The organism is Streptomyces sp. AK02-01A, from assembly GCF_033795305.1.
In the GTDB taxonomy this organism is placed as follows: Bacteria; Actinomycetota; Actinomycetes; order Streptomycetales; family Streptomycetaceae; genus Streptomyces.
Map to the genome: position 1 here is coordinate 102,729 of NZ_JARBAE010000021.1, position 24,364 is coordinate 127,092.

The following is a 24,364-nucleotide window of genomic DNA, read 5'->3' on the forward strand; positions in this document are numbered from 1 at the left end:
GACCGCGCCGGTTGTTCTTGTCGACTTGTCCCCAGGTCGAGAAGCATGCCTGTGGATAACTTTGCGCTACATCCACAGGTTCGTCAGGCGCGGCCGTCCTGGCTGCGTGCCAGCCAGTCCGCCGCCTCGATGAATTCGGCGTCCGAGGTCCCGGGCCGCGGCGGCCGCACATCCGCCGCCGACGCTCCGGCCCGTGGATACGACCCGAGGAACCGCACCTGAGGACAGATCCGCTTCAGCCCCATCAGGGCCTCGCCCACCCGCCGCTCCGAGACATGACCCTCCGCGTCCACGGCGAAGCAGTAATTACCGATGCCCTCGCCGGTCGGCCGCGACTGGATCAGCATCAGGTTGACTCCGCGCACCGCGAACTCCTGAAGCAGCTCCAGCAGCGCGCCGGGGCGGTCGTCGCCCAGCCAGATGACCACGGAGGTCTTGTCCGCACCCGTCGGCGCCGCCGGGCGCGCGGGGCGGCCCACCAGCACAAAGCGCGTCTCCGCGTTCTCCGCGTCATGGATCTCTGTGACCAGCGGTTCAAGACCGTACGGAGCCGCCGCGAACTCGCCCGCGAAGGCCGCGTCGAACCGGCCCTCCTGCACCAGCCGCGCGCCATCGGCGTTCGACGCGGCCGACTCCCACACCGCGTCCGGCAACTGTTTCCGCAGCCAGTTCCGTACCTGCGGCTGGGCGACCGGATGACCGGTCACCGTCTTCACCTCGGAGAGCGCCGTCCCCGGCCGTACGAGCAGCGCGAAAGCGATCGGCAGCCGCACCTCGCGGTAGATCATCAGCGGCCGGCCCGAGGCGAGTTCGTCGAGGGTCGCGGTGACCCCGCCCTCCACCGAATTCTCGATCGGTACGAGCGCGGCCGCGGCCTCACCGCTCCGCACGGCGTCCAGCGCCGCCGGTACGGACACCATCGGGACCAGTTCCCGGGTGGCGGCCTCCGGGAGCGTGCGAAGGGCGGCCTCCGTGAAGGTGCCCTCCGGGCCGAGATACGTGTAGCGCGTGGCCGACATACGGTCACCTTAATGCGCCGACGGAACTCATGACTCCGGGCCTTTCATACGTGGCTTGTGCACGCCGGGCTCTTGGAACGCGGCCGTATGTGTGCGCTCAGGACTCCAGGAGCCGCTGGCCCACGTACTCCCCCGGGCCCGCGCCGCCGGGCACCGCGAAGAGCCCGCTCGCCTCGTGCCGGATGAACGCCGACAGTGCGTCCCCCCGGTCGAGCTTGCGCTGTACCGGTACGAAGCCCTTGAGCGGATCGGCCTGCCAGCAGATGAAGAGCAGCCCCGCGTCGGGGGTTCCGTCCGGCCCGATCCCGTCGTGGTAGGAGAAGGGACGGCGCAGCATCGCGGCCCCGCCATTGGCTTCGGGAGCGGAGATCCGGGCGTGCGCGTTGACCGGGACGACGAGCTTGCCGTCCGGGCCCGTCCGGTCGAGATCCAGCTTGCTCGTCTCCTTGCCTCCGGTGAGCGGAGAGCCGTCGGACTTGTGGCGGCCGATGACCTGCTCCTGTTTGCCGAGCGGCAGCTTCTCCCAGTCGTCGAGAAGCATGCGGATCCGCCGTACGACGGCGTAGGAGCCGCCTGCCATCCAGGCCGGCGTGCCGGCCGCCGGTTTCGCCGGTACGAAGATCCGCCGGTCGAAGTCCGGCTCGGAGGGCTTCGGGTTGCCGGTGCCGTCGACCTGGCCCATCAGATTGCGGGCGGTCATCGGGTGCGGGGTCGCGCCGGGTGAACGGTTGAAGCCGTTCATCTGCCAGCGCACCCGGGCCGCCGAGCCCGCGTCCTTCTGCAGCGTGCGCAGGGCGTGGAAGGCGACGAGAGCGTCGTCGGAGCCGATCTGGATCCAGAGATCGCCGTCGCTGCGTCCGGCGTCGAGATGGTCGGAGGAGAAGGCGGGCAGCGGGTCCAGGGCGGCGGGCCGCCGGTCGGTCAGGGCCGTGCGGTCGAAGAAGCTGCGGCCGAAGCCGAAGGTGACGGTGAGCGAGGACGGTCCCGCGTCGAGGGCGATACCGGTGTCGCCGCCCGTACGGCTTCCGGCCGGTTCGCCGGCCATGATCGACCGCGCCGAGGCGGACCAGCGGCGCAGCAGCGCGGCGGCTTCCTTGCGGCCCGCGCCGGGTGCCAGGTCGAAGGCGATGAGATGGCCGCGGGCGTGCATCGGGGTGGTGATTCCGGGCTGGTGCGCGCCTTCGAAGGGGACGGAGCCGGTGCCGAGGGTGGTCAGCGCGGTCGCGGGCTCGGGCCGGCGGGCGGCGTATCCGGTGGCACCGGCGGCCGCGCCGAGTGCCAGTCCGGTGGCGCCGGCGGCGCTCACGGTGCCGAGCAGCCGCCGTCTGGAGACGGCGGGACGAGGAGCGCGGTCGGTCCCTTCCGCCTCGGTGGCCTGCGTGTCGTGCGTGGCCTGGGTGGCCTGGGCGGCCTGGGTGTTCTGGACTTCCCGGAGGTTCCGGTCGTCGTGGTCCTGCCGGGTCTCGCTCACGGGTCAGCCGATCTTCACGTTCTTGTCGACGGTTGTCTGGTCGATGTCGGAGGTCCGTACGGTCACCTGGAGCTGCCAGTCGCCCGGCATCGGGATCTGTACGCCGTCCGCGCTCCAGTGTCCCGGAGCGAAGCGCTCGGGGACGACCGGGAGGGGGCCGATCTTCTGGGCCTTGAGGGTGAAGGCGGCCTTGACCTCGGGCACATCCAGCGGCCGGCCACTGGGGTCGTCGACATAGATGTGCATCAGATTGGCGCCGGAGCGGCCGGGGTCGAGAGTGAGCCGTACGGTGCCTTTGCCGTTCTGGCCGCCGGTGTCGAAGGGCAGGCTGAGGTTGACGGGGCCCTCGGTCGCGGGGGCGACGGCGGTGCCGCCGGTCCTGGCGGCTTCCTGCTCGGCGGTGCGGCCGGGTTCGGTGGATGTCAGCACGGTGGTGACGGCGAGGAGCACCACGGCGACGCCTGTCTCGGCCAGTACGGAGCGGCGCAGTCCGGTTCGCTCCGGGTCGGCGTCCCGTTCGCGCTTTTGGCGTGCGGTCGCCATGGCGGCCCGTTGGCGGGCGAGTTGGGCAATTCTTTCACTGTCACCGATCGCGGTCGTCGCGGCGGCGGTCTTGGCTCCGGTCTCCCTCCCGGTCGCTGATTCCGTCGCGGCGTCGGCCCCGGTCTCCGTCCGTCCCGCATCCGTCCGAGTCCTGGTATCCGTCCGGGTCCCGGTATCCGGCGCAGGCCCGGCCTTCGCCTCTGTTCCCGGCTCGGCCGTTGCCTCAGCCTCGACCCGCTGTCCCAGCCGCCCCGTCCACCGCCGGGAGAACCAGGCGATCCCGACCAGTACAGCGACAAGTCCGACCTTGACCAGCAGGAGCTGCCCGTATGACGTCTCCCAGAGCGCCGACCAGGATCCGACCTGCCGCCAGGACTGGTAGACACCGGTCACGGTGAGTATCACGACGCTGACGAACGCGGTGCGGGAGAAGCGCCGTACCGCCGCGCTCTCGATGAAGGGCGCCCGGTAGAGAGCGACGAGCAGCGCTGTGAGCCCGCCGAGCCAGGTCGCGACGGCCAGCAGATGCAGGACGTCCACCGGCATGGCGAGACCGGCCTGGATCCCGGTCGAAGCGTGTTCGGCGAGCGCCCATGTCCCGGCGATTCCGGCCGCGACGACGGTGCCGCCTACGACCAGTCCGAAGGTGAGGTCCTTCTTCTCCTTGCTCTCCTGCTCGTCCAGCGGGGTCTGGCGCTTGGCGTACGCGCCGAACAGGACGGCGACAAAGAGTGCGGCGGCGCCGAGAAGCAGCAGCCGGGAGACGAGTGCGGCTCCGGTCTTGGTGGCGAGGACATCCTGAAGTCCGCCGAGGTCGAAGGCGTCGCCCAGTTTGCCCGAGCCGGTGTACGGGTTGCGCAGGAGCAGCAGGACGAGTGTGGCGGCGGTGAGGGCGATCCAGCCCTGGACGACGAGTCGTTGCAGGGGCCGTACGGACGAGCCTCGCTGCCAGCAGCCGAGGATGAAGGCGGCGCCGCCGACGAGCAGGATGAAGCCGGCGTACGAGATGTAGCGCGCGATGTCGTAGAGGACGCCGACCAGTCCGCCGCCGGCTTCTTCGGTGGGCAGGGTGGCGGTGGTCTTCGAGGGCGCGCCGATGGAGAAGGTGAAGGCGCCGGAGACGGGATGGCTGTCTGCGGAGACGGCCTGCCAGGCGACGGTGTAGGTGCCGTCGGGCAGTCCGGCGTGCAGGCCGACGCTGTAGCGGACGGTGCCTCCGCCGCTCAGGTCCCGGATCGTGCCGGCGTCCGCGCGTTTGTTGGTGGGGTCGAGTACGCGGATAGAGCTGTCGCCCATGGCGACCTGTTCGGAGAAGGTGAGGGTGATGTCCTTGGGAGCGGCGGCGACCACCGCCCCGTCCTCGGGGGTGCTCCCGGTCAGCGCGGCGTGCGCCGACGCCGTGCCGGAGAGCACGGTGAAGACGGTGCCGAGAAGCACCGTGGTGATGAGCAGCAGCCGTACCAGTGGTGCGGTTCCGAAGCGCGGGGCGGTGGCTGTCATGGCGTCTCAGTCCCCTAATGCTGTGCCGGGTTGTAGGTGGTCTCCTTCACGGGAAGCTCGACCTCGATGGGGTCGGCCTTCTCGAAGTGGAGCTGGATGGTGACCTTCTGGCCCTGCTGGGGACGCTGCTTGACTTTCTCGAACATGATGTGATTGCCACCGCGTTCGAGATCCAGCTCGCCGCCGGCCGGGATGTCGAAGGACTTCACCATCAGCATTTTCTGGTTCTCGGTCCTGTGGATCGTGATCTTGTCGGAGAGATCACTGGTGACCGAGGTGAGTTTGTCGGCGGTGCCGCCGCTGTTGGTGACGATGAGGAAACCGGCCGCGAGATCACTGACGGGCTGCGGCATATAGCCTTCGCTGACCTTCAGTTCGGGTGCGCTGCCGGTCGAGGCGGACGAGTCCGAGGAGCAGCCGGCCAGTGCCAGCGCGGCCGTGAGGCCGACGCCGAGGACGAAGGTGGCACGGCGGGTCACGGGGTCTCTCCCTTGATGATCTTCGGCAGGTCCTTGGCGTAGTCGTCCGAGGAGGCGTCCTCGCCGTACAGGACATAGCCGGCGTCGGTCTTCGGTGAGAAGGCGATGACCTGGGCGCCGTGCATGGAGATGACGGTGCCGTCCTTGTCCTTGGTGGCCGGGTCGATGCCGATGCCCAGTTGGCGAGCGCCGGCCTGGATGGTGGCGAAGTCGCCGGTGAGTCCGATGAAGGAGGGATCGCCGGCGCTGGCCAGCCACTTGGCGAGTTCGGCGGAGGTGTCGCGTTCCGGATCGGTGGTGACGAAGACGACGCGAAGCTTGTCCTGGTCGGCCTTGGGGAGGGACTTCCTGGCGATGGCGATATTGCTCATCGTCAGCGGGCAGACGTCCGGGCAGTTCGTGTAGCCGAAGTAGATCAGCGTCGGCTTTCCCTTGGTCTGCTCGCGGAAGTCGTAGGTCTTCCCGTTGGTGTCCTTGAGGACGAGGTCCGGCTTTTTGAAGGGCTGGTCGAGCACGGTCGCGGCTTGGGTCTTCGCCTGGGCCGAGACATCGGCGATCGGCTTCGCGGAGTCGTCGTCGCTGCCACAGGCGGTCAGGGCGAGTGCGGCGGCCACCGCGAAGGCGGCGGCAGCGGGCACGGTCTTCTTGCGCATGAAGGTATTTCCTGTTGTGGAGTAAGGGGCCCGGGCACGCGAGCCGGGGCCGGCCCGGCCTCGCGTGCCACGGGTGCGTGGAGCGTCAGGCGGTACGGCGCCGGCCGGCGAGGACGCCGAAGGCCACGCCACCGATTCCGACGACGATGCCGGCGATGCCGAGGACACGGGCGGTGGTGTCGCTGCTGTCGGCGGACGCCGTCGTGGTCTTCGCCGCGTCGTGCTTGGCGTCGTCACTCGTGGCGGTGGTCTCCGTGGCGGCGGCGCCGTGCTCGTCCTCGGTGGCCGCGGACAGCTTCAGGACGGGCGCCGGGCTCTCGGGCTCGGCCGCGCCTTCCTTGGGCTCCTCGATCCAGCGGACGACCTCCTTGTCGTCGTACGTCTGGAGGGCCTTGAACACCAACTGGTCGGCGTCCTCGGGGAGCTGGCCGACGGAGAGCGGGAACTGCTGGAACTGGCCCGGTCCGATCTTGCCGCCGGCCGCGGTCCAGGTGACCTTGGAGACGGCCTCGGTGATGGTGCTGCCGTGCAGTTCCAGCGGCTTGGAAAGCTTGCTCTTGGCGATGTCGATCTTCCAGCCGGCGATGGGCTCGGCCATCACGGAGGCGAGCGGGTGGTCGGTCGGGAAGTTCACCTCGACCTTGACGGTGGAGGCGTCGTCGCGCTCGTTGGGCACTTTGAAGTTGATCGTGGCGTAGCCGCCCTTGGCGGCCTCGCCCACCGGCTGCACGCCGACGTGCGCGGAGGCGGGGCCCGCGAGCAGTAGAAGAGCGGCCGCGGCGATACCGCCGGCGACGGAGGCACGAGTCACGATCTTGGCTGAGAACACAGAACACTCCACGGTATGTGGGAAAGGTGATCAGGCAGGGATGGCCGGAGCGCGCGGATGCGCGGCGGCACCGCGACCGCGGCCGCATCCGTGCGGGTCGCGTCGCGTCAGGCTGCGAGAGCGAGGACGGCCGGCGGGCCGCGCCTGATCACCGTGTGCTGGAGTGTCTCCCCGGTCGGTACGGGAGGAGCGCCGTAGGAGTGGCGCGGTGCGCGCGCACGCGGAGCGGGTACGCCGGGCAGCCCGGAGCACAGGGCCCGTACGAGAGCGAGGGCGGCCCGCAGGGCGCGTAGCTGAGTGTTCTCCGTCACTTCGCCGATGCCGTGCGCGGAGAGCTCGGCGAGTCGCAGAAGCGCCAGGTCCCCGCGGCGGAGCAGCCAGCCGGTCGCGAGAGCGGCCAGCAGGTGTCCGAGCACCATGGGAAGCGAGGGCAGCAGTGCGTCGGCGGCGGACATGGGGCCGGTGCCGGTGGCCATGCCGGGGCCCATGTGGTGATGGGCGCCGGCCGTCGGACCCGCCGGGCCGAGTCCCGCGTCGGCGACGATCCGCTGCGCGTCGACATGGCTGAGCGAGGTGGGCCCCGCTCCGCAGACCAGTTTCGCGGCCATTCTGATCAGGGCGTCGTTGGCGCCCGTCGGCATCGTGAGGTGCTGCTGGCCGATACCGAACATGCTGTGCAGGGCGAGCTGTCCGCCCGTCAGCGCGCCGACCGTGAACGCGGTCGAGCGCGGACGTCCGGCGAGCGGAGCCGCGACGGCGAACACACCGAGGAAGCCGAGGAGCAGGGACCACCAGGGGATGGGCGCGCAGGCCGCCAGTACGTGCCCGGTCGCGGACAGCACGACGCAGACCGCGGTGAACACCGCGGCCCTCAGCAGCCGCGGAGCGGCACCGGCGCGCATATCAGACATGGCCGGGTCATCATCGCACTGCCGGTAAGGCCGCCGTAAGGCAGGTCCGGAAGATCACGCTCTGTCCTGTACGCCGTTGTGCGCCGTGTGCGCTATCGCCGAATGAGGGCTATCACGTCCGTCGGGCGCTTACCACCCGCCATCCAGGGCAATACGTATCGGTATGTCGAGCGTAGCCAGGAGGCTGGAGCATGAGCATCTGGTGGTCTCTCCACTTGCGGCGCGAAGCCGCGAGCGTTCCGCTCGCCCGGCGCCTGCTGATCGGCACCATGGAGACATCGGGGGTTGATCCGGACATCTCGTTCGACCTGTCGGTCGCGCTCAGTGAAGCCTGTGCGAACGCCGTCGAGCACGGCGGGCGGGAACGGCCCGGCGAGAAGACCGGGGCCTATCGGGTGACCGCGTATCTGGACGGTGAGAAGTGCCGTATCGAAGTGGCTGATTCCGGCCCCGGCTTTCCCGCCAGGCGGGTCGTGCGGCGGTCGGCGCCCGCTCCCGCGCTCACGTCCGAGAACGGCAGGGGGCTGCGGCTGATCGAGCAGCTCGCCGATCATGTGCATGTCCGTAACCGGCCGGGCCACGGCGCCGTGGTCAGCTTCGACAAGATCCTGAAATGGCGTGAGGGCGCCCTGCTCAGAGCCGTATGAGCCCGGAGCGGTGCGCCCTCCGTCGTCCTCCCGCGCGGGGCCGGGACAGGATGTGTCAGGCCTGCTTGAGGCCCGCCATCCAGGCCTCGACCTCGTCGGACCGGCGCGGCAGCCCGGCCGACAGGTTCCGGTTGCCGTCCTCCGTGACGAGGATGTCGTCCTCGATCCGGACGCCGATGCCGCGGTACTCCTCGGGCACGGTCAGATCGTCCGCCTGGAAGTAGAGGCCCGGCTCGACGGTGAGGCACATGCCGGGCTCCAGCGTCCCGTCCACATACGCCTCCCGGCGGGCGGCCGCGCAGTCGTGCACGTCCAGGCCGAGCATGTGACCGGTGCCGTGCAGGGTCCAGCGGCGCTGGAGGCCCAGCTCCAGGACCTTCTCGACCGGGCCCTCCAGCAGGCCCCACGCGACGAGCTTCTCCGCGAGGACATGCTGCGAGGCGTCGTGGAAGTCGCGGTACTTCGCGCCGGGGCGCACCGCCGCGATTCCGGCCTCCTGGGACTCGTACACCGCGTCGTAGATCTTCCGCTGGATCTCGCTGTAGCGGCCGTCGATCGGCAGTGTGCGTGTGACGTCGGCGGTGTAGAGCGTGTGGGTCTCCACTCCGGCGTCGAGGAGCAGCAGGTCACCGCGGCGTACGTCGCCGTCGTTGCGCACCCAGTGCAGTGTGGTGGCGTGCGGTCCCGCGGCGCAGATCGAGCCGTAGCCGATGTCGTTGCCCTCGACGCGGGCGCGCAGGAAGAAGGTGCCCTCGATGTAGCGCTCGCTGGTCGCTTCGGCCTTGTCGAGGATCTTCACGACGTCTTCGAAGCCGCGCACGGTGGAGTCGACGGCCTTCTGCAGTTCGCCGATCTCGAACGCGTCCTTCACGGCGCGCGCCTCGGAGAGGTGGACGCGCAGTTCCTCGTCGCGCTCGGCGGTGACCTTGTCGGTCAGCGCGGCTTCGACAGCGGCGTCGTGTCCGCGGACGTTACGGACCGGACCCGTGGCGTCCGCGAGGGCGGCGGCCAGTCCGCGTACGTCCTTGGCCGGGATGCCGAGCAACTGCTCGGCCTCGCCGAGGGAGTGCCGGCGGCCGACCCACAGCTCACCCTGGCCGTCGAGCCAGAACTCGCCGTTCTCGCGGTTGGAGCGCGGCAGCAGATAGATGGTGGCGTCGTGTCCGCCGGCCTCCGTGGACTCCAGTCCGGCCCTGGGCTCCAGGACGAGAACGCCGTCCTGTGTCTGGTCGCCGGTGAGGTACGCGTACTCGGTGGAGGCGCGGAAGACGTATTCGGTGTCGTTGGAGCGGGTCTTGAGATTGCCCGCCGGGATGACCAGGCGCTCGCCGGGGAAGCGCGCGGAGAGCGCGGCGCGGCGGGCGGCGGTGTGGGCCGCCTGCGCGATCGGCTCCAGGCCGTGCAGTTCGGTGTCGGCCCAGCCGGACCTCATGTTCTCCGCGAGCTCGTCGGACACGCCCGGGTACAGGCCGTTCTTCCTCTGTTTGACCGGCTTTTCCGCTGTCTCCGGGGTCTCCGGGGTGAGCTCCTCAGCCACTTTTTCTCCTTGATACGACTCTGGACCGGCTTTCCATCGTATGTGCGAGGGGAAGACGGCCCGGAGGCTGTATGAGAAACCGGCCCGGATCAGTCAAAGCGGGCGGCGAGCAGGACGAAATCCTCGGTGCCGGAGGTGCCGGCGCCGTCGGGCAGTACGGTCCGCAGCACATGGTCGGCGACCGCTCCCGGATCGTCCCGGAAGGCCGTGGGAACGCTTGCCGCCGCCGCGTGCAGCCGGGCGAACGCCCGGTCCATGGGGTCGCCGGTGCGCCGCGGCAGGCCGTCCGTGTAGAACAGCACCGTTTCGCCGGGCGCTGCCCACATCTCCACGCTCGGTGCCTCCCAGCAGGCGAGCATGCCGAGCGGCGCGGAGAGGGATGTCTCGATGAACTCGGTGCGCCGTTCGCCGACGACCAGCGGCGGCGCGTGCCCGGCGCCGGCCAGCAGGATCTTGCGCTTGGCCGGTTCGGCGTACGCGAAGAGGGCGGTGGCCGTACGCGCGGGCTCGGTCAGCCGCAGCAGCAGCTCCAGGTCGGAGAGCACGGCGACGGGATCCTCGCCCTCCATCACGGCGTACGCCCGCAGTGAGGCGCGCAGCCGCCCTATGGCGCCCACCGCGCTCGGGCCCGAGCCGCTGACCGAGCCGACGGTCAGTCCCAGGGCGCCGTCCGGAAGCGGCAGCGCGTCGTACCAGTCGCCGCCGCCGCGTGGTCCGGTGCGGTGGCGTGCGGTGAGCTGTATGCCCGGGATCCGGGGCAGCCGGCTGGGCAGCAGCTCCTCGGCGATGGCGGCGACGCGGGTACGGGCCCGCTCCAGTTCCAGCAGCCGCGCGAGGTGCTCGCCCGCGTAGTGGGTGTAGAGGCCGACGAGATGGCGCTGGCGTTCCACCGGTTCGGCCGGTTCGTCGTACAGCCAGACGGCGGCACCGAGTTTCTCGGCGCCGGGTGTCTCTCCGGCGGTGTCCGCGGCGAGCGGGACGGCGTAGCTGGCGCCGTAGCCGAGCCGGGCCGCGACCTCGCGCTGACGCGGGTCCAGTCCGGTGTCCGCGAGCAGGTCGGGAGCGGCCACCGGTTCGGCCCGGCCGCCCGAGTGGTCGAGGAGACGGCCGTACGAGGTGGCGCGGCGCGGCACGGTCTCAAGATGGCCGAGATCGGCGTGCGCGAGCCCCAGACCGAGGGTCATGGCCGGGCCCAGACCGTCGGCCGGTTCGAGCACGACCAGGCCGCGGCGGGCGCCGACCAGAGCGGCTCCGGCGTCGAGCAGTTCATTGAGCGCGTCGTCCAGGGAGCGGGTCCTGGCCAGGCGTTCGGTCAGTTCGTGGAGGGTGGTCAGATCGGAGACCCAGCCGGCCAGCCGGTCCTGGATGAGCGCGCCCGGCGCGGCCGGGAGATCGTCGAGGGGTGCGGCAGTGTGCGCGGGAGCGGGAACTGTGGAATCGATTCCAGCCACTTTCGGCATGTTCGGGGCGCTCATGGCAGCCGGCTTCCCGGCTGGTGCGTTTCGCTCAATAGCATCGCAAACCCCTATGTCATTCTGCGCGGCTATCAATGTATCCACATGTACAGGTACAACTGACGCGATGTCCAGCATTGTCCTGGCGGGGTTGCCGGTATCTGTGAGACGGTTTACTTGGCTGGAAAATGACCCCCCTGGCTGGGTTTTACGATCGACTGATGGCGCTCAACAGGGGATCTTCCGAGCTGGGATCACGTACGGCCCGGGTGGAGCGTCATTCCGGACGTGGTGGGTACGTAAACGGTGACGGACAGGGACGGTCGCGACCGCCCCGGAACCTGGCGGCAGGCCCAGGCGTCTTAGCCGTCGTAGGCCGCGCCCCATCCCCCGGAGTGGCGAGAAAAGTACAGCGGGACAGCAAGCGCCATGCGCACGCCACCCCTCGCCACGCGTTCCATGCGGACAGCCCGTGCTCGGCCCAGGGGCGGCGTGACGAGCCGCAGGCCGGGAGAGTCTGTCCGTGCCTCAGGCAAGGGGCGGCCAAGCGTCGAATGTACGCACGGTGAAGTGATGCACACACATGGTGTCAGTGTCATGTGGACCTCGGCGTTCAACGGAAAGGAACGAGCGCTTATGCGCGAGATCCTCGGAAGGCGACGCAGGCTCCGGTTCTGGCGCAAGGGGAGGCCTGCCCAGCTCGACGCGGCCCTCACCTGCGCCACCGCGTGGAGATGGCCCGTACTGCCGGGCGCCGGTCTCAAGTCGGCCGACGGACGCGGGACCCGCGGGCACGGCTGTGCCTGCCCCGACCCGGAATGCGCCGTACCAGGCGCACACCCCTTCGAGCCCGGACTGCTCGCGGCGACCACCGACGAGCGCATGGTGCGCTGGTGGTGGAAGAACCGGCCCACGGCCCCGATCGTCATGGCCACCGGCGGCAGCGCCCCGTGCGCGGTGAGTCTGCCGGCCGTCGCCGGCGCGCGTGCGCTGGCGGAGCTCGACCGGCTGGGCATGCGGCTCGGACCGGTCGTCGCGACGCCCACCCGGTGGGCACTGCTGGTGGCTCCCTACAGCCTCGAACAGCTCGGTGAGCTGCTGTACGCCAAGGACTGGGTGCCCAGTTCGCTGAGATTCCACGGCGAGGGCGGCTATCTCGTGCTGCCGCCGTCCGAGGCGGCCGGCGGACAGGTCCGCTGGGAGCGGGCACCACTGCCCGGCTCGGCGGCGCCATGGCTGCCGGATGTGGAGGCGGTCGTGGACGCTCTGGTCAAGGCGAGCACCAGCGCCCCGGACGGCGGCAGTCGTCTCGCCTACTGACGGCGGTTCGCGCCCCGGTCCGGCCCGTCCGGACCGGGGCGCTTCGCGTCCTGTCCATACGGCCCGTCACTCGTCCGGGTATGAGTCGTGCCGAGTTGTCCGGGAATGGAACGCGCGGCGTCCCTGAGCGGCTCGTTCGGCCGACAGGTGCGGCCGAACGGCCCGTGCGTACGCGGGACTCCGTGGTGCGTACGGCGGAACGATGTGGGCCGGAAGTCGACTCTCCCGACGGCCGCACGGCGCGGATCCGCGTGCTGACCGAGGGACCACCGCGCCGCGACGAGCGGTGAACTCCTGGCCGTACTCGGCCTGATGGGGCCGGGCGGACGGACCGTACGGACACACCGCGCGGTCGCGGCGAGGGACGAGCACGGGACAGGTGAAACGCCACGCGAACATCCCGTGCGGCGGCGGCGCACGACACGGCGATGGTGGACTTCGCGGGTCCCGGGGACGGCCCGGACAGCGAAGAGGTCGGACCTCTGCTGGCGCGGTCGGGGAGCAACTCCCCACGGTCCACGGCTCTTTGACGTTCCGAGATCATCCGGAAACGCGGACGCCCGGTCGCTGGCGACGGGGGATGCACCAGCGACCGGGCTTCTAGAACGGTAACAAGAGATCGGCGGTTAGCAAATTCGATCCGGTGTATTCGGACAGCGAATTACCTGCTGGTACGGGCAGGTGTGACAGGCATCACCGATTCTCCGCGCCGATGGCGAGCGCGGCGGTGACCGTCACACACCGCCACGTTCACCGCTGTCATCCCGGTCAGCTCAGGGTCACTTGGCGGTTGGTGAGCCCGCCGCGGGCCCGGCGCTCGTCCGCGGTCAGTGGCGCGTCGACGGCGAGCGCCGCCGCCAGCCGTTCGGCGAACTCCGCCGCCGGCTTCTCGCACTCCTCCGCACCCATCGCGCTCGGCAGGTCCCACACCGGCACGGTCAGCCCGTGCGCCCGGAAGGAGCCGACCAGGCGGGTTCCCTCGCCGAGGCTCGACGTGCCGGCGGCGTGCAGCCGGGCGAGCGCGTCCAGCAGCCTCTCCTCCGGATGCGGCATGACCCACCGCAGATGGTTCTTCTCCGGCGTCTCGCACCAGTACGCGGCATCCGTGCCGGAGAGCAGCGCGGTCGGGATCGCCGCGGCGTTGGCCCGCTCCAGTGAGGCGCTGACCTCGGCGGAGGCGTTCTCCGCGTCCGGTACCCAGAACTCGAATCCGGAGTGCACCACCGGTGCGAAACCGGCCTCGGGGTCCAGCAGATCCTGCAGGCGCGGACCGTCGGCGGGCACGCGCTGGGCGGCCACCGGGTTTCCGGGCTCGGCGGACAGCGCGCGCTGGAGCGTGTCCGCGAGATCACGGCTCAGGTCGCCGGACGAGGTGTCGTTCTGGAGCGCGAGCAGTACGGAACCGTCGTCGCGGCGCAGCGCCGGCCAGGCCATCGGCAGAACGGTCGCGAGCGTCACCGACGGCACGCCTTCGGGCAGCCCGTCCCTGAGGGTCAGCTCGGCGGTCGCGGCGGGCACCAGCTCGCGCAGCGCGACCCAGTCGCACTCACCGGCCAGGCCCTCGAAGGGACGCTGCACCAGCTCGGTGACGGCGTGCGCGGCCGCCCGGCCGTGACATGCCTTGTAGCGGCGGCCCGATCCGCACGGGCAGGGCTCGCGGGCCCCGACCACCGGAACCGGTCCGTCCTTGAGCTGCGCCTTCGCGGCCTTCGTCTGGGGGCGCTTCTTGGCCATGGTGTGGCTTTCTCCCGGTAGCGGCGGTGCGGTATCGGCGCGAGCCTAGCCGGGATCGCCGGGGGCACGATGCGACGCGCGAACGGGCGGAGCCGCGCCGGGCGGACGGACAGCCGGTGGACACGTCGTACGTACGGACCCGGCGCGCGCCGCATACGGGCGGAGCCGGCCGCGGCCAACCGGACGGAGGCAGCCGTTCGTTCGGAGAAGCCTCTGGCTCAGTCCATGGCGTCGGCTCAGTCCATGTCGTCGAAGCCGTCCCCGAAGCCCAGCCCGCCGACCCCGAGTCCGGGGCCAGTGACGCGCGTAGCGAAATCGTCGCGGCGATGCCCTTCAGCGACGATCACCCACACCGTGACCTCTCCGGACGCGCTGTCCCGTACACCCCAGTCCTGGGCGAGAGCGCTGATGATGTTCAGCCCGCGGCCGCCACGCGCCGTGACCGAAGGGGTGGCCGGGACCGGCCGCGTCGGACCACCGCCGTCCGTCACCTCGACGGTCAGCCGTCCCGCCTTGTCGACACGCCAGGCGGCGCGGATGTCGCCGTCACCGATCTCCGTACTTCCCAGTGGCCTGCCATGCCGGCAGGCATTGCTGAGCAGCTCGGAAAGGATCAGTACGGCATCATCGACGACCGAATCCGACACCCCGCTGCGCCTCAGTTGCTCACGCATCAGATGCCGCGCTTCCCCCACGCCCGCAGGACCATGGGGAACAGCCACGCACGACGACGTGGGCACTTCTTGTGCCACCACAAACGCCACCCCCGAGACCTCCTTTGCCCCACGCCACGGTGTGGATGCCCCATTGGCCTGGACCGGAAACCGGCCACGGGAGGGCCATTGACGCACTCCTGACGATCCAATACGGAACGAACGCGCCGGTGCACTCCTCGTCACCCTCCGTGCGGCGGAGTCGGGAGATATCAGGTGAGACGGCCCAGCTGGGACAGCACCTGTTTGGGGCGGTTGGTGATGATCGCCTCCACTCCGAGGCGGACGCAGAGATCGACGTCTTCCGGCTCATTCACCGTCCAGACATGGACACGGTGGCCCGCCCTGTGCAGTCGGGCGATGTAACCGGGGTGGTTCCGGACGATCCGCATCCCGGGACCCGCGATCCGGGCGCCGGCCGGCAGCCGTCCGTCGCGCAGCCGGGGCGAGAGGAACTGCATCAGATACACCGTCGGCAGCCGGGGCGCGGCGAACGCGATCCGGTGCAGCGAGCGTGCCGAAAAGCTCATGATCCGTACGGTCGAGTCGCCCGGTGCCGGATTGTCCAGGCCGAACCGTCCCAGCAGATGGAGCAGCCGCTCCTCCACTTGGCCCGCCCAGCGGGTGGGATGTTTGGTCTCGATGGCCAGTTGGACGGGGCGGCCGGCGTCCGCCACCAGTTCGAGCAGACGTTCCAGCGTCAGTACGGAGGTGAACTCGCGGTCCCGCCAGTCCGGGCTCTCCTCGCTATCCTTCCAGGAGCCGAAGTCGAGCGTCGCGAGATCGGCGAGTTCCAGTGCGGAGACGGCACCGCGCCCGTTGGAGGTGCGGTTCACACGGCGGTCGTGGACACAGACGAGATGGCCGTCGGCGGTGAGACGTACGTCGCATTCAAGGGCGTCGGCGCCGTCCTCGATGGCTTTCGTGTACGCGGCCAGGGTGTGTTCGGGTGCGTCCTCCGACGCTCCCCGGTGGGCGACGACCTGGATGCTGTGTTGTCGTGCTTGAGTCACCGCGTCATGGTGCCATCGCGAGAGGGTGGCCGGGTGAACGGTCGGGGTTCCCCGGCCGGTCGGTTCCGGGTGCGTTCGTTTTGTCCGGAATAAAGGATGGCGGGAAGACGCACAGGTCCTGCTTACAGTGGCCTGATGTGCTGTGGGAAAAGCTGACCGCAGACACTTGGCCAGCGAAACTCTTGCCGAAGACTGATGTGGAACCGAGGAGAACGAGCTGTGAGCACCGAGAACGAGGGCAATGCGGTCCCCGCCGCCCCGTCCGTACCTCCCGTGCCGGATGCCGCTCCCGAGGGCACACCCGCGTCCGGTCCGCGAGAGGCCGGGCATGAGCCGGCGGCGGAGGAGCGTACGGGGGCTTCCCCTCAGCCGCCGTACGCTCCCGCGCCGCCGACAGGAGCGGTCGCGGACGGCGGGACTCCCGAGGCAGGTCAGGCGGCGGTCCCCGTGGCGGCTCAGGCCTCCGGCGCCGGATGGCCGCCGCCCGCGCCCGAGTCGGCGGCATCCGGCGCCGGATGGCCTCCGCCGCCGCCCGCGCTCCCTTCGTACGGAGGCGGCGGCAACGGCCCGGCCTGGGGCGCGCCGGTGCCCGAACACGAGCCGCCGCGCAGGCGGACGGGCGGGCTGATCGCCGGTGCGGTCATCGCCGCGCTGATCGCGGGCGGTGTCGGTGGCGGTGTCGGCTACTGGGCCGCGGAGAACAATGACGACGGCTCGGCCGGTTCGACGACCGTCGCGGCCTCGGAAGCCCCGAAGGACCTCAAGCGTCCCGCGGGCACCGTCGCGTCGGTGGCCGGCAAGTCGCTGCCGAGCGTGGTGACCATCGAGGCCAAGGCCGGCGACGGCGAGGGCGGTACGGGCACCGGCTTTATCTACGACAAGCAGGGACATATCCTTACCAACAACCACGTGGTGGCCTCCGCCGCCAACGGCGGTGCCCTCACCGCGACCTTCTCCAACGGCAAGAAGTACGAGGCCGAGGTCGTCGGCCGGGCCGAGGGTTACGACGTGGCCGTGGTGAAGCTGAAGGACGCCCCGCCGGGCCTGACCCCGCTGGCCCTCGGCAACTCGGACCGGGTCGCCGTCGGCGACTCGACCATCGCGATCGGCGCGCCGTTCGGCCTCTCCAACACCGTCACCACGGGCATCATCAGCGCCAAGAACCGCCCGGTGGCGTCGGGTGACGGCTCCGGCGGCAGCAACTCGTACATGAGCGCCCTGCAGACCGACGCCTCGATCAACCCCGGCAACTCCGGCGGCCCGCTGCTGGACGCGCGCGGCGCGGTCATCGGCATCAATTCGGCCATCCAGTCCGCGGGCAGCGGCGGTATGGGCCAGTCGCAGGCGGGCTCGATCGGCCTCGGCTTCGCCATCCCGATCAACCAGGCGAAGAATGTCGCGGAGCAGCTCATCAAGACGGGCCAGCCGGTTTATCCGCTGATCGGCGCCACGGTCACGATGGCTGACGGCGGCGAAGGCGCCACGATCTCGCCGCAGGGTGAGGGCGGTGCCCCGGCGGTCACACCGAACGGCCCCGCCGCGAAGGCGGGCCTGAAGGCGGGCGACATCATCACGAAGTTCAACGACACTCCGATCGACAGCGGCCCGACGCTGATCGGTGAGATCTGGACCCACAAGCCGGGAGACAAGGTCAAGCTGACCTACAAGCGCGACGGCAAGGAGTCGACGGTCCAGGTCACCCTGGGCGAACGCAAGGGCGAGAGCTGACTGACTCAGGGCTGTCCCGTGATCCACCAGGGATCACGGGACAGCCCTGAGGCCGTTCCTCGCGCCGTCAGGTCCCGGTGGACGACGCGAGGGTTGGTTGCCGGTGGCCCGAGCGGCCCAAGGGACGGTCCTGAAATCCACGCTCGCCCTCACCGCCGGTGCCTGAGCCCGGATCCCAGACTCTTCGCAGTTGGCAAAGCTGCACGTGAGAGGGGCTGCCGAATACTTCGGCAGCCCCTTTATCGCGGTTGGTCCATTTCCTTGGTCACCCGTGTCACGACGGACGTATGCGTATTTTTGAGCTTCATGAGAACTGTGCGGTCGGCTGCGATTTTATGCTCCTGGATGGCTGATTCCACAGAAAACCACGTGGTCAGCAGTCCGGTCTTGTTCTTGCAGGTGACATCTGCCGTAGCGGTGTTGATCTCTTTCTTCGATTCCGACGGCGATGGTGATGGCTTATGAAAATCTAGATTCCCGGTCGCTTCCAGTGGCGATTTGAAGTCGTAGCCGTGCTCTTTCATGCATGAAGACCAGGAAATGATAGCTTTTTGCGCCCTCGGTGCCCTCAGGGATTCCTGAAAGCTTGATGTCGCGATATTTTGTGCTGCTGCGGCGCCGCGGGGATCCGTAGAGGACGCGGAAACCCTGCTCTGTGCCTCGCCGGCGCAACCAGTCGGAGTAACGGCCAGGCCGTTGACTCGTATCTTCCCGCCGGTCGAATTCTTCTGTTCGGTCCCGTGCAGCACCAGGGAGGCTTCGTTGGAGAGGCCTTTCGCGGTTTCTGGCTCGTCGTAGGTGGGCAGATCGTAGCCGTATTTGGCTGCTTCCGTGAGACTCGAAAGGCCGTAGCGGCGGTCCGCCATAATGTTTCTGTCTGCTGCGTCCGGAATTTTGTATGTTATTCCGTACCGCTTCATGCAATCTTGGGTGAATTGATTTAGCGCAGTGCGAATAATGTGCAGGTCTGATCGCGAGTAGCTGAATTCTGCGATGGGCAACGTGAACGTGTAGTCATTCGCGCGGGCGGGGTCGTCGCGCTGACTTCCCTGAATCTCGGACTTGGTCTGCCTATTCGATTTCAGGTCCTTTGTTCCCGAATTTTCCATGGTTCCGGCGCCGATGGAGCAGCCGGCACCGGACAGAGTGACGGTGGAAATGGCCAGGAGAATCCCGTATTTGGAGAATATTCCACGAGGGTGCATTTAATCTCCGCATGTGCCGGAAGCAAGAAAATGAAGGAGTGGGACCGGAGCGAAAAGTGGCGGGTGGAGGCCGGGCCCCGCACACTCCTCATCCGTAGATGTGCAGGGCCCGACATGTGTCTACCAGACGTAGCAGTTACTTCCCTGGGCGAAGCTCAGTGATGCGTTCTCATTGTAGGTATTGCGGAGACGTGAGTCCGTTCCGTTCTCCGGCCGCATGGTGTCGCAGGGGCCGGAGTAGCCGCTGTAGAACCAAATTGTCGCTGAGGAGTTGCTGTTCCTGTTCAGCGCGGAGGCTGCGTTGTTCTTGACGCCCTGACCGCTTCCCGCACCACCGCCGCTGTAGCTGTAGGAGGCGAAATCGGGAATATTCTGGTTCCATACGTCCAGCGATGCCCCGCTGAAGTCGCTGTTGTAGAAAACTGTGGCGCAGTTTGTGTAGGAGTGGCTCTGGCAGTAACCGCTTCCGGTGCCGGCGGACGCCGGACCCGCGGTGAGCGCGACCATGAGTGCGCCGGCTGCGGCAGCTATGGTCATCTGCATGGATCGGCGGAATTTTGCGGTGGTCATCGGACTTCCTCGGCTTTCATTAATGGAGGCGTTCCCGGTGAAGATTCCGGATCGGATTCGATCGTTGCGGCACGCTCGGGGGATGTCAACGGGATTTTTTGGAATGGCGGTATTGACGTACTCTTCGTTGTCGTGTATATCTGCATGATCTTTCATGGTGAAATTGATTCTTCTGGGCGAATGCTTCGGTTTTGTCTAAGCGATGGTGGGGCTGTGGGAAGTTGTTGAGAGTGGAGTCCCAGTAGTTCGGGAACTGCGCCTCACGGCTGCGCCAGTGACGATTACCACAAAGACGTTTGTTTGAGCCACCTGTCCTCTCTCGTGTTTATGCCAAGCAGCACGCCAACTTTTCGGTCATCGTGATGTTTGCGGTCCTCGGTGGCACGTGCGGCGGGTGCCTCCGGACATGACGAGAGCAGACATGACCTGTGGTGTGCCGGGCCCGGGCGCCGACTGACCGCTGATGTGGGGTATCCGAGATGCCGCCGACCTCTTGGGGCCGTCTGCGCGGAGCCATCGAACGCGCCGACGAGTGCGGGCTGCTCGACCTTTCCCGCAGGGTCCTCGACTCCTCGTACGTACGGAGCAACAAAGAGAGAGCGAGTTTGGAGGTTCGCTCTCCAATCGAGACATGACCCGAGAACCGCTGGGCACTACGGCCCGGCAAGCTGTAGGTGCCTGAACCGCGTACATGGCCGCCGCAAACGCATCGGCGTCCGCATCACCGCAAAGGCATCGAATCCAGCGGACGATTAGGATGACGAAGGCGGGTCATCGAGCGGACCAGCTTGTGGCTGACCGGCTGACGCAGACTCAACCACCGCTACGGGCGCCATCCCTGCGAATACCCGGCATTCCTCGGTCATGGATGGCGGCTGTGGTTTTGCCCGGACGAAACGTGAGCTCGTTGTCACCACCTCGCAGGTGAGAGATCGTGGCTGGAGTACGGCTGCGGCTCGACACCAAGGGTTGGCCGGCATGTGACCGTCGCCGGTGTGTTGTTGGGTGCGTCGACGACGCGTGTGACCAACGAGGTGATGGAGCGGAGCCGGCATCGGCGAGAGCTGTTGGTCGGTGGGACCGTCGGAAGGCCGTGGGCTCCTTGGAGGAGTGGCGCGAGCGGGACGGCGTCGTCTTCAGGGAGACCGACGGGTTCCATGAGGCCGCTCGGGTGGATCTCGGGGCCAGGGCAAGGTCACCGGCGCGAATCGTCCCGAGCGGGACCTCCTGTCGCCCTCGGCGCGCCGTGGCAGCGAGACTGACACGCGAGTTCCGTGGAGTGTGGCCATCCTCCGGCCGGCGCCGCACACCGGATCCGACAGCCGGTAGGCTGTAGCCGCCCCGTCGCTGGTAAGCGGGGCGAGGTGGGTTGCCCGAGCGGCCTAAGGGAACGGTCTTGAAAACCGTCGTGGCAGCGATGTCACCGTGGGTTCAAATCCCACACCCACCGCCAGGTCAGAGAACGTGCTGATCAGAAGGGGTGTCCCGACCAGGGGCGCCCCTTCGTTGTAGGAGCTGTCCCACCCTGCACCGCCTGTGTGCCGCTTTGGATCACCGAGCGTGGACCAGGCGTGGACCACCACGTGCGCATCAGGCAGAGGGGAAGGGAATCGGGCAAAAACCTATGCACCAGCTTTAGTTACCTGGGTAGCATCGCAAATCGCAAGGAGCGTTCTGCACAGGGAGCATCGGTGGACCCTCATCGTCACACGGCTATCAGTTCGGCCCCCGATGGCGGTCACGCCCGATCCTCGGCTGGCTCTAGCGAGCTGAGCCTCCTCACGTATGCGGACCTTGCCGAGGAAAGCAAGTTCGCACAGGCTCGTGCGAACAGCCCCCAGAAAAGGCAGGCTTGGGGGAACCTTCTCGCTCTGATCGAAGAGATCGGAGGGACGGGGAGAATCGATGCATGGGATCCTACGCGTGGCCTTTCATGGGACCTCGTTTCACTGAGGATCGAGGGGTTTCAGGGCGCCACTGTTCCTTTTTCCTTCCAGTTCGACCCGACGCCTGGCGTGACCATTCTTCACGGGCCTAATGGGTCTGGGAAGTCGAGCATCTCTGATGGGATTCGGACGGCGCTTTCGGGTCGATCGGACTGGTGGGCGGCTGTTGCTCCGGCGACTGCAAGAAGCGGGAAGAGTCCACTATGGGAGAAAGTGAACTGTGCCCGCGATGCAGAAGAATCTACGGTTGAAGTCGTTCTTACGCGAGGTGAAGAGTCGCTTCGACTTACAGCCCGAATCGGCAAGGATGGGCAGGTTAATAAATTCGATTCCATCCGTCAGCTTTCCAGCGAGGGAGTTGCGAGTTTTGAAATCTCGGAGACCCCCTGGAGTTATGCCGTGGAATCTCATCCGCCGGTGTTTTCGTATGCTGATGTAGAGCGGCGTGTGCAGCAGCACGAAGATCTTCAGAGGTATATTGAGAATCTGCTCGCGCTCGGTGGCTGCTTTGATCACCTGGAACGTCGCGTTGAGGAGATCAGTTCTTCTGCAACTGCTAGTCGTAAGCGTCTCGCAGCCGCACTCAAGGGTGCCAAGGAGAAAGTGGCAAGGGTAGACGCCCACTTCTTGGAACTCGAACCGCAGCACCATCTTCCAGACCTGTCCTGGAGTGGGGATGTGGGCGACATGCGGGCCTGGCTGACTGAGAACGGCCTCACTGAAGTCGGAGCAGCGCTACCTGAGGTTACAGCGGCTGGAATCGAAAGACTGGATGCTTCGCTGCGCGATGTCGACCGTGCTCTGGAGTTGGTGCTAGGGGACGTTCCTACAGTTCACCATCGTCTGGCGGTTCACCTGACTTCTCTCCATTCAGAGGTCGAGCAGGTTGCTAACTGCGGATACATCTGCCCGGTCTGCGACAGCGAGGTTTCCGATTGGGTACAGCGTCTTGCCGATAACCTGGCAAGTGTTACAGAGACGGCCCCCAGGAGAAATGCGGCAAACGCCTCACTGAAGGCACTTCGCGGAGCCGTTGAGATCATCCCGATGGTTCTCGACATAGTCTCAGGCGTAGCAGATTTCGATGAACCATTGCTCGACGGTTTCCGATCTGAGTACGCGGCTCTTCTGGCGACATTTGAGGCGTACGGCGAACAGCCTGTGGCCCCTGTAGTAACGGGATTCCTCGGAATTAGAGCGAAACTCTCAGGAGAGTCCTGGAAGGGTCTTTATAGTAAGGCGATCGAGCTGAGTGATATTTCCGCTCAGTGGCGACGGGGGCGTAGAGCGACGCTAGAGCCATACATTGCGGCCTGGGAGCAGGAGAATGAGGAAGCTGAGTCTGCTCCCCTCTGGGAGGCGACACGCAAGTGTATCGGTGAACTTGAGGACCGTCTCCGTGCTGGCCGCACTGTGCGTTTCGAAGGGAAGGCCGGTGTACAGGTAGAGCGTCTACTAAAAGATGCTGGAATCGTCCTGGAATCGGTAAGCCTCAAGCGGACGCGAGCTGAAATTTCCGTACAGGGAGCTGACGGGAACAAGCTGGAGCTTGCCATGCTGAGCGCGGGGCAGAGAAATGCCTTCTTGCTCGCTCCGCTGTTTGCGACGGCTGGTTCTGGACCCTTCAATTTTCTGATCCTCGACGATCCCGTCCATTCGTTCGATGAAATCAGGGTTGACAGGCTCGCCGCTGTGATCTCGGACCTGGCCAAGGGGAGGCGCGTCATCGTTCTAACTCACGATGAGCGTTTGAAGGAGCATCTTCTGGCACGGAGTCATGTGTGCGAGGCGTGGGTCGTGAGTCGTGATGGGATCCGGGGAGAGATCTCTGTTGAGAAGACCGACGAGCTTTGGCGCGTCCTTATTGGGGATGCGGAGTCGGTATGGCAGTTCTCACCCAAGGTGTCGTCTACGGGATACCTCAATGAGGTTCAGATTATTCGAGGGTTGTTGCGGCAGGCGCTGGATGATGCGTTGAGGCAGTGCGTCGTTCGATACTCGCTTTTCTCTGGGGAGAACGTGGCTACGTCGTTGGGGCTTCTGGATGGAGCGATGACAACCACCAAGCGACTCGATGCAGCTAAACAGATCATCTCTTTGGATCCGGCTCATTCTCACCCTGTCGACAAGGCTCGGCAGGCGTGTGGGTATCACATTGCCAAGTGGAACAGCGCTGCACATGGCGGAGAAGAAGCGAAGGCCGATCTGAAGTTGGAGATCAAGGCAGGGCTTGATGCATGCTCGACGCTTGGTGAGTGGGATTTCTGAATGGATGTGACCGACCTCTCGTTGCGCAGAATCAAGGTTCTGGAGTTGAGGCTTCGGATCGAGAGGGTCTCGTCTGCTGCCTACAGGCTTGTCTGTAAGCCGGATCGGCCTCCGACAATTTCAAATGGTGCGGATGCTCAACTAGCTTTTGTGCTCGGCCTTGTCGAGCAGGGTAGATATGGAGAGGTTCTTGGCGTAATTAGACTGTCTCGCCATATCTACAAGAAGTCATCGGATATTTTGCATGGTCGCTCAGGTCTTCTGAATGCTTCCTCTATTGTTCTCGACGAGTGGGAATTCGTCGTATCCCGCCTGGAGGGTTTTCTCGATCAATTCGTTGAGAGGTCCGAGGTTGACGGGGAATCTGCCATCGTTATTCCTGCTCCGGCTGGAGAGGTGAGCGGGCAGGTCGCGTCGAAGTGACGCTAGCCTCGGGCTTTCGTGAGGGGTGCTGTCCGGCAGGTGGTCGAGAAAGCAGAAAGTGCCTCTGAGCTGCAACGATAGGACTTGCTGAGGGTCCTGTACGTGGTAGCGGAAGAGGCACTTCCCAGGTGAAGAAGAGTAGCGGGTTCTACCCACGTGTCCGTGTCGAGGGCGGCGGTCGCGGGGTGGTTGCCCAGGCCGGCTCGGTGTTGCTGATCGAGACGGTCCGCAAGTCCGGCCTGGACACCGCGGTATCGGCGGCACTCACGCCGTGGCGCAAGCCGCGGGCCGTGCACGATCCGGGCAAGATCCTGCTGGATGTGGCTCTGGCCGTGGCACTCGGCGGGGACTGCCTGGCTGATGTCGGCATGCTGCGGGCCGAGCCGGGTGTGTTCGGCCCG

General features: G+C 67.1%; 20 protein-coding genes and 1 tRNA gene. 7 read left to right on the forward strand and 14 right to left on the reverse strand.

The features are described from left to right. Nucleotides 1-83: 83 nt before the first annotated feature. From pheA to PV679_RS20550, 7 genes are all read right to left on the reverse strand, one after another. Nucleotides 84-1,019 (reverse strand): prephenate dehydratase, encoded by a 936-nt coding sequence (pheA, locus tag PV679_RS20520; protein WP_319681783.1) that lies wholly within the window; start codon nucleotides 1,017-1,019, stop codon nucleotides 84-86. Between the two features lie 97 nt (nucleotides 1,020-1,116). Beyond that, complete coding sequence (efeB, locus tag PV679_RS20525; protein ID WP_319681803.1) at nucleotides 1,117-2,337, reverse strand: iron uptake transporter deferrochelatase/peroxidase subunit; 1,221 nt, start codon at nucleotides 2,335-2,337, stop codon at nucleotides 1,117-1,119. 156 nt (nucleotides 2,338-2,493) lie between these two features. After that, nucleotides 2,494-4,533, reverse strand: a complete 2,040-nt coding sequence (locus tag PV679_RS20530) for a copper resistance CopC/CopD family protein (protein ID WP_319681784.1) — start codon at nucleotides 4,531-4,533, stop codon at nucleotides 2,494-2,496. A 14-nt stretch (nucleotides 4,534-4,547) separates the two neighbouring features. Then, nucleotides 4,548-5,012 carry a copper chaperone PCu(A)C gene (locus PV679_RS20535; protein ID WP_319681785.1) on the reverse strand — a complete coding sequence of 155 codons (465 nt, stop codon included), beginning with the start codon at nucleotides 5,010-5,012 and terminating at the stop codon, nucleotides 4,548-4,550. Next, on the reverse strand, nucleotides 5,009-5,665 hold the full coding sequence (locus PV679_RS20540) for an SCO family protein (RefSeq protein ID WP_319681786.1): 657 nt from the start codon (nucleotides 5,663-5,665) through the stop codon (nucleotides 5,009-5,011). Before PV679_RS20540 ends, PV679_RS20535 begins: the two co-directional genes overlap by 4 nt. Before the next feature lie 85 nt (nucleotides 5,666-5,750). Beyond that, nucleotides 5,751-6,494 carry a YcnI family protein gene (locus tag PV679_RS20545; protein ID WP_319681787.1) on the reverse strand — a complete coding sequence of 248 codons (744 nt, stop codon included), beginning with the start codon at nucleotides 6,492-6,494 and terminating at the stop codon, nucleotides 5,751-5,753. Between the two features lie 107 nt (nucleotides 6,495-6,601). Further along, the gene (locus PV679_RS20550) at nucleotides 6,602-7,405 is read right to left on the reverse strand and encodes a hypothetical protein (protein ID WP_416069760.1); all 804 of its coding nucleotides are present in this window, start codon (nucleotides 7,403-7,405) and stop codon (nucleotides 6,602-6,604) included. Nucleotides 7,406-7,596: 191 nt separating this feature from the next. Here PV679_RS20550 and PV679_RS20555 point away from each other — a divergent pair, with 191 nt between their 5' ends. Then, complete coding sequence (locus tag PV679_RS20555) at nucleotides 7,597-8,052, forward strand: ATP-binding protein (protein WP_319681788.1); 456 nt, start codon at nucleotides 7,597-7,599, stop codon at nucleotides 8,050-8,052. Between the two features lie 55 nt (nucleotides 8,053-8,107). On the opposite strand, the gene PV679_RS20560 is transcribed toward PV679_RS20555, so the two are convergent. Together PV679_RS20560 and PV679_RS20565 are read right to left on the reverse strand one after the other, a co-directional pair. Next, nucleotides 8,108-9,589, reverse strand: coding sequence for an aminopeptidase P family protein (locus PV679_RS20560; protein ID WP_319681789.1), 1,482 nt, complete (start codon nucleotides 9,587-9,589; stop codon nucleotides 8,108-8,110). An 89-nt stretch (nucleotides 9,590-9,678) separates the two neighbouring features. Further along, on the reverse strand, nucleotides 9,679-11,181 hold the full coding sequence (locus tag PV679_RS20565; RefSeq protein WP_319681790.1) for a PP2C family protein-serine/threonine phosphatase: 1,503 nt from the start codon (nucleotides 11,179-11,181) through the stop codon (nucleotides 9,679-9,681). Nucleotides 11,182-11,679: 498 nt separating this feature from the next. Here PV679_RS20565 and PV679_RS20570 point away from each other — a divergent pair, with 498 nt between their 5' ends. Next, entirely contained in the window at nucleotides 11,680-12,363 is a 684-nt protein-coding gene (locus tag PV679_RS20570) for a bifunctional DNA primase/polymerase (protein ID WP_319681791.1), read from the forward strand. A gap of 768 nt (nucleotides 12,364-13,131) precedes the next feature. Here PV679_RS20570 and PV679_RS20575 read toward each other — a convergent pair. The 3 genes from PV679_RS20575 to PV679_RS20585 form a co-directional block, all read right to left on the reverse strand. Further along, complete coding sequence (locus PV679_RS20575; RefSeq protein WP_319681792.1) at nucleotides 13,132-14,097, reverse strand: DUF5926 family protein; 966 nt, start codon at nucleotides 14,095-14,097, stop codon at nucleotides 13,132-13,134. 236 nt (nucleotides 14,098-14,333) lie between these two features. Next, nucleotides 14,334-14,948, reverse strand: a complete 615-nt coding sequence (locus tag PV679_RS20580) for an ATP-binding protein (protein WP_319681793.1) — start codon at nucleotides 14,946-14,948, stop codon at nucleotides 14,334-14,336. 74 nt (nucleotides 14,949-15,022) lie between these two features. Further along, on the reverse strand, nucleotides 15,023-15,823 hold the full coding sequence (locus PV679_RS20585; RefSeq protein ID WP_319681794.1) for a glycerophosphodiester phosphodiesterase: 801 nt from the start codon (nucleotides 15,821-15,823) through the stop codon (nucleotides 15,023-15,025). A 219-nt stretch (nucleotides 15,824-16,042) separates the two neighbouring features. Between PV679_RS20585 and PV679_RS20590 the strand changes: the two genes are divergently transcribed. Beyond that, complete coding sequence (locus PV679_RS20590; protein WP_319681795.1) at nucleotides 16,043-17,551, forward strand: S1C family serine protease; 1,509 nt, start codon at nucleotides 16,043-16,045, stop codon at nucleotides 17,549-17,551. 239 nt (nucleotides 17,552-17,790) lie between these two features. Here the strand turns inward: PV679_RS20590 and PV679_RS20595 are convergent, their stop codons facing one another. Both PV679_RS20595 and PV679_RS20600 read right to left on the reverse strand, forming a co-directional pair. Beyond that, entirely contained in the window at nucleotides 17,791-18,756 is a 966-nt protein-coding gene (locus PV679_RS20595; RefSeq protein WP_319681796.1) for a hypothetical protein, read from the reverse strand. Nucleotides 18,757-18,876: 120 nt separating this feature from the next. Next, nucleotides 18,877-19,482 carry a hypothetical protein gene (locus PV679_RS20600; RefSeq protein ID WP_319681797.1) on the reverse strand — a complete coding sequence of 202 codons (606 nt, stop codon included), beginning with the start codon at nucleotides 19,480-19,482 and terminating at the stop codon, nucleotides 18,877-18,879. 1,207 nt (nucleotides 19,483-20,689) lie between these two features. On the opposite strand from PV679_RS20600, the gene PV679_RS20605 reads away from it, so the two are divergent. The 4 genes from PV679_RS20605 to PV679_RS20620 all read left to right on the forward strand — a co-directional run. After that, a tRNA-Ser gene (locus tag PV679_RS20605) sits at nucleotides 20,690-20,779 on the forward strand. Nucleotides 20,780-21,017: 238 nt separating this feature from the next. Next, complete coding sequence (locus PV679_RS20610; RefSeq protein WP_319681798.1) at nucleotides 21,018-23,540, forward strand: AAA family ATPase; 2,523 nt, start codon at nucleotides 21,018-21,020, stop codon at nucleotides 23,538-23,540. Next, nucleotides 23,541-23,963, forward strand: a complete 423-nt coding sequence (locus tag PV679_RS20615) for a hypothetical protein (protein WP_319681799.1) — start codon at nucleotides 23,541-23,543, stop codon at nucleotides 23,961-23,963. A gap of 128 nt (nucleotides 23,964-24,091) precedes the next feature. Beyond that, nucleotides 24,092-24,364 (forward strand): transposase (locus tag PV679_RS20620; protein WP_319681800.1); only part of this gene is annotated, 273 nt, incomplete at its 3' end.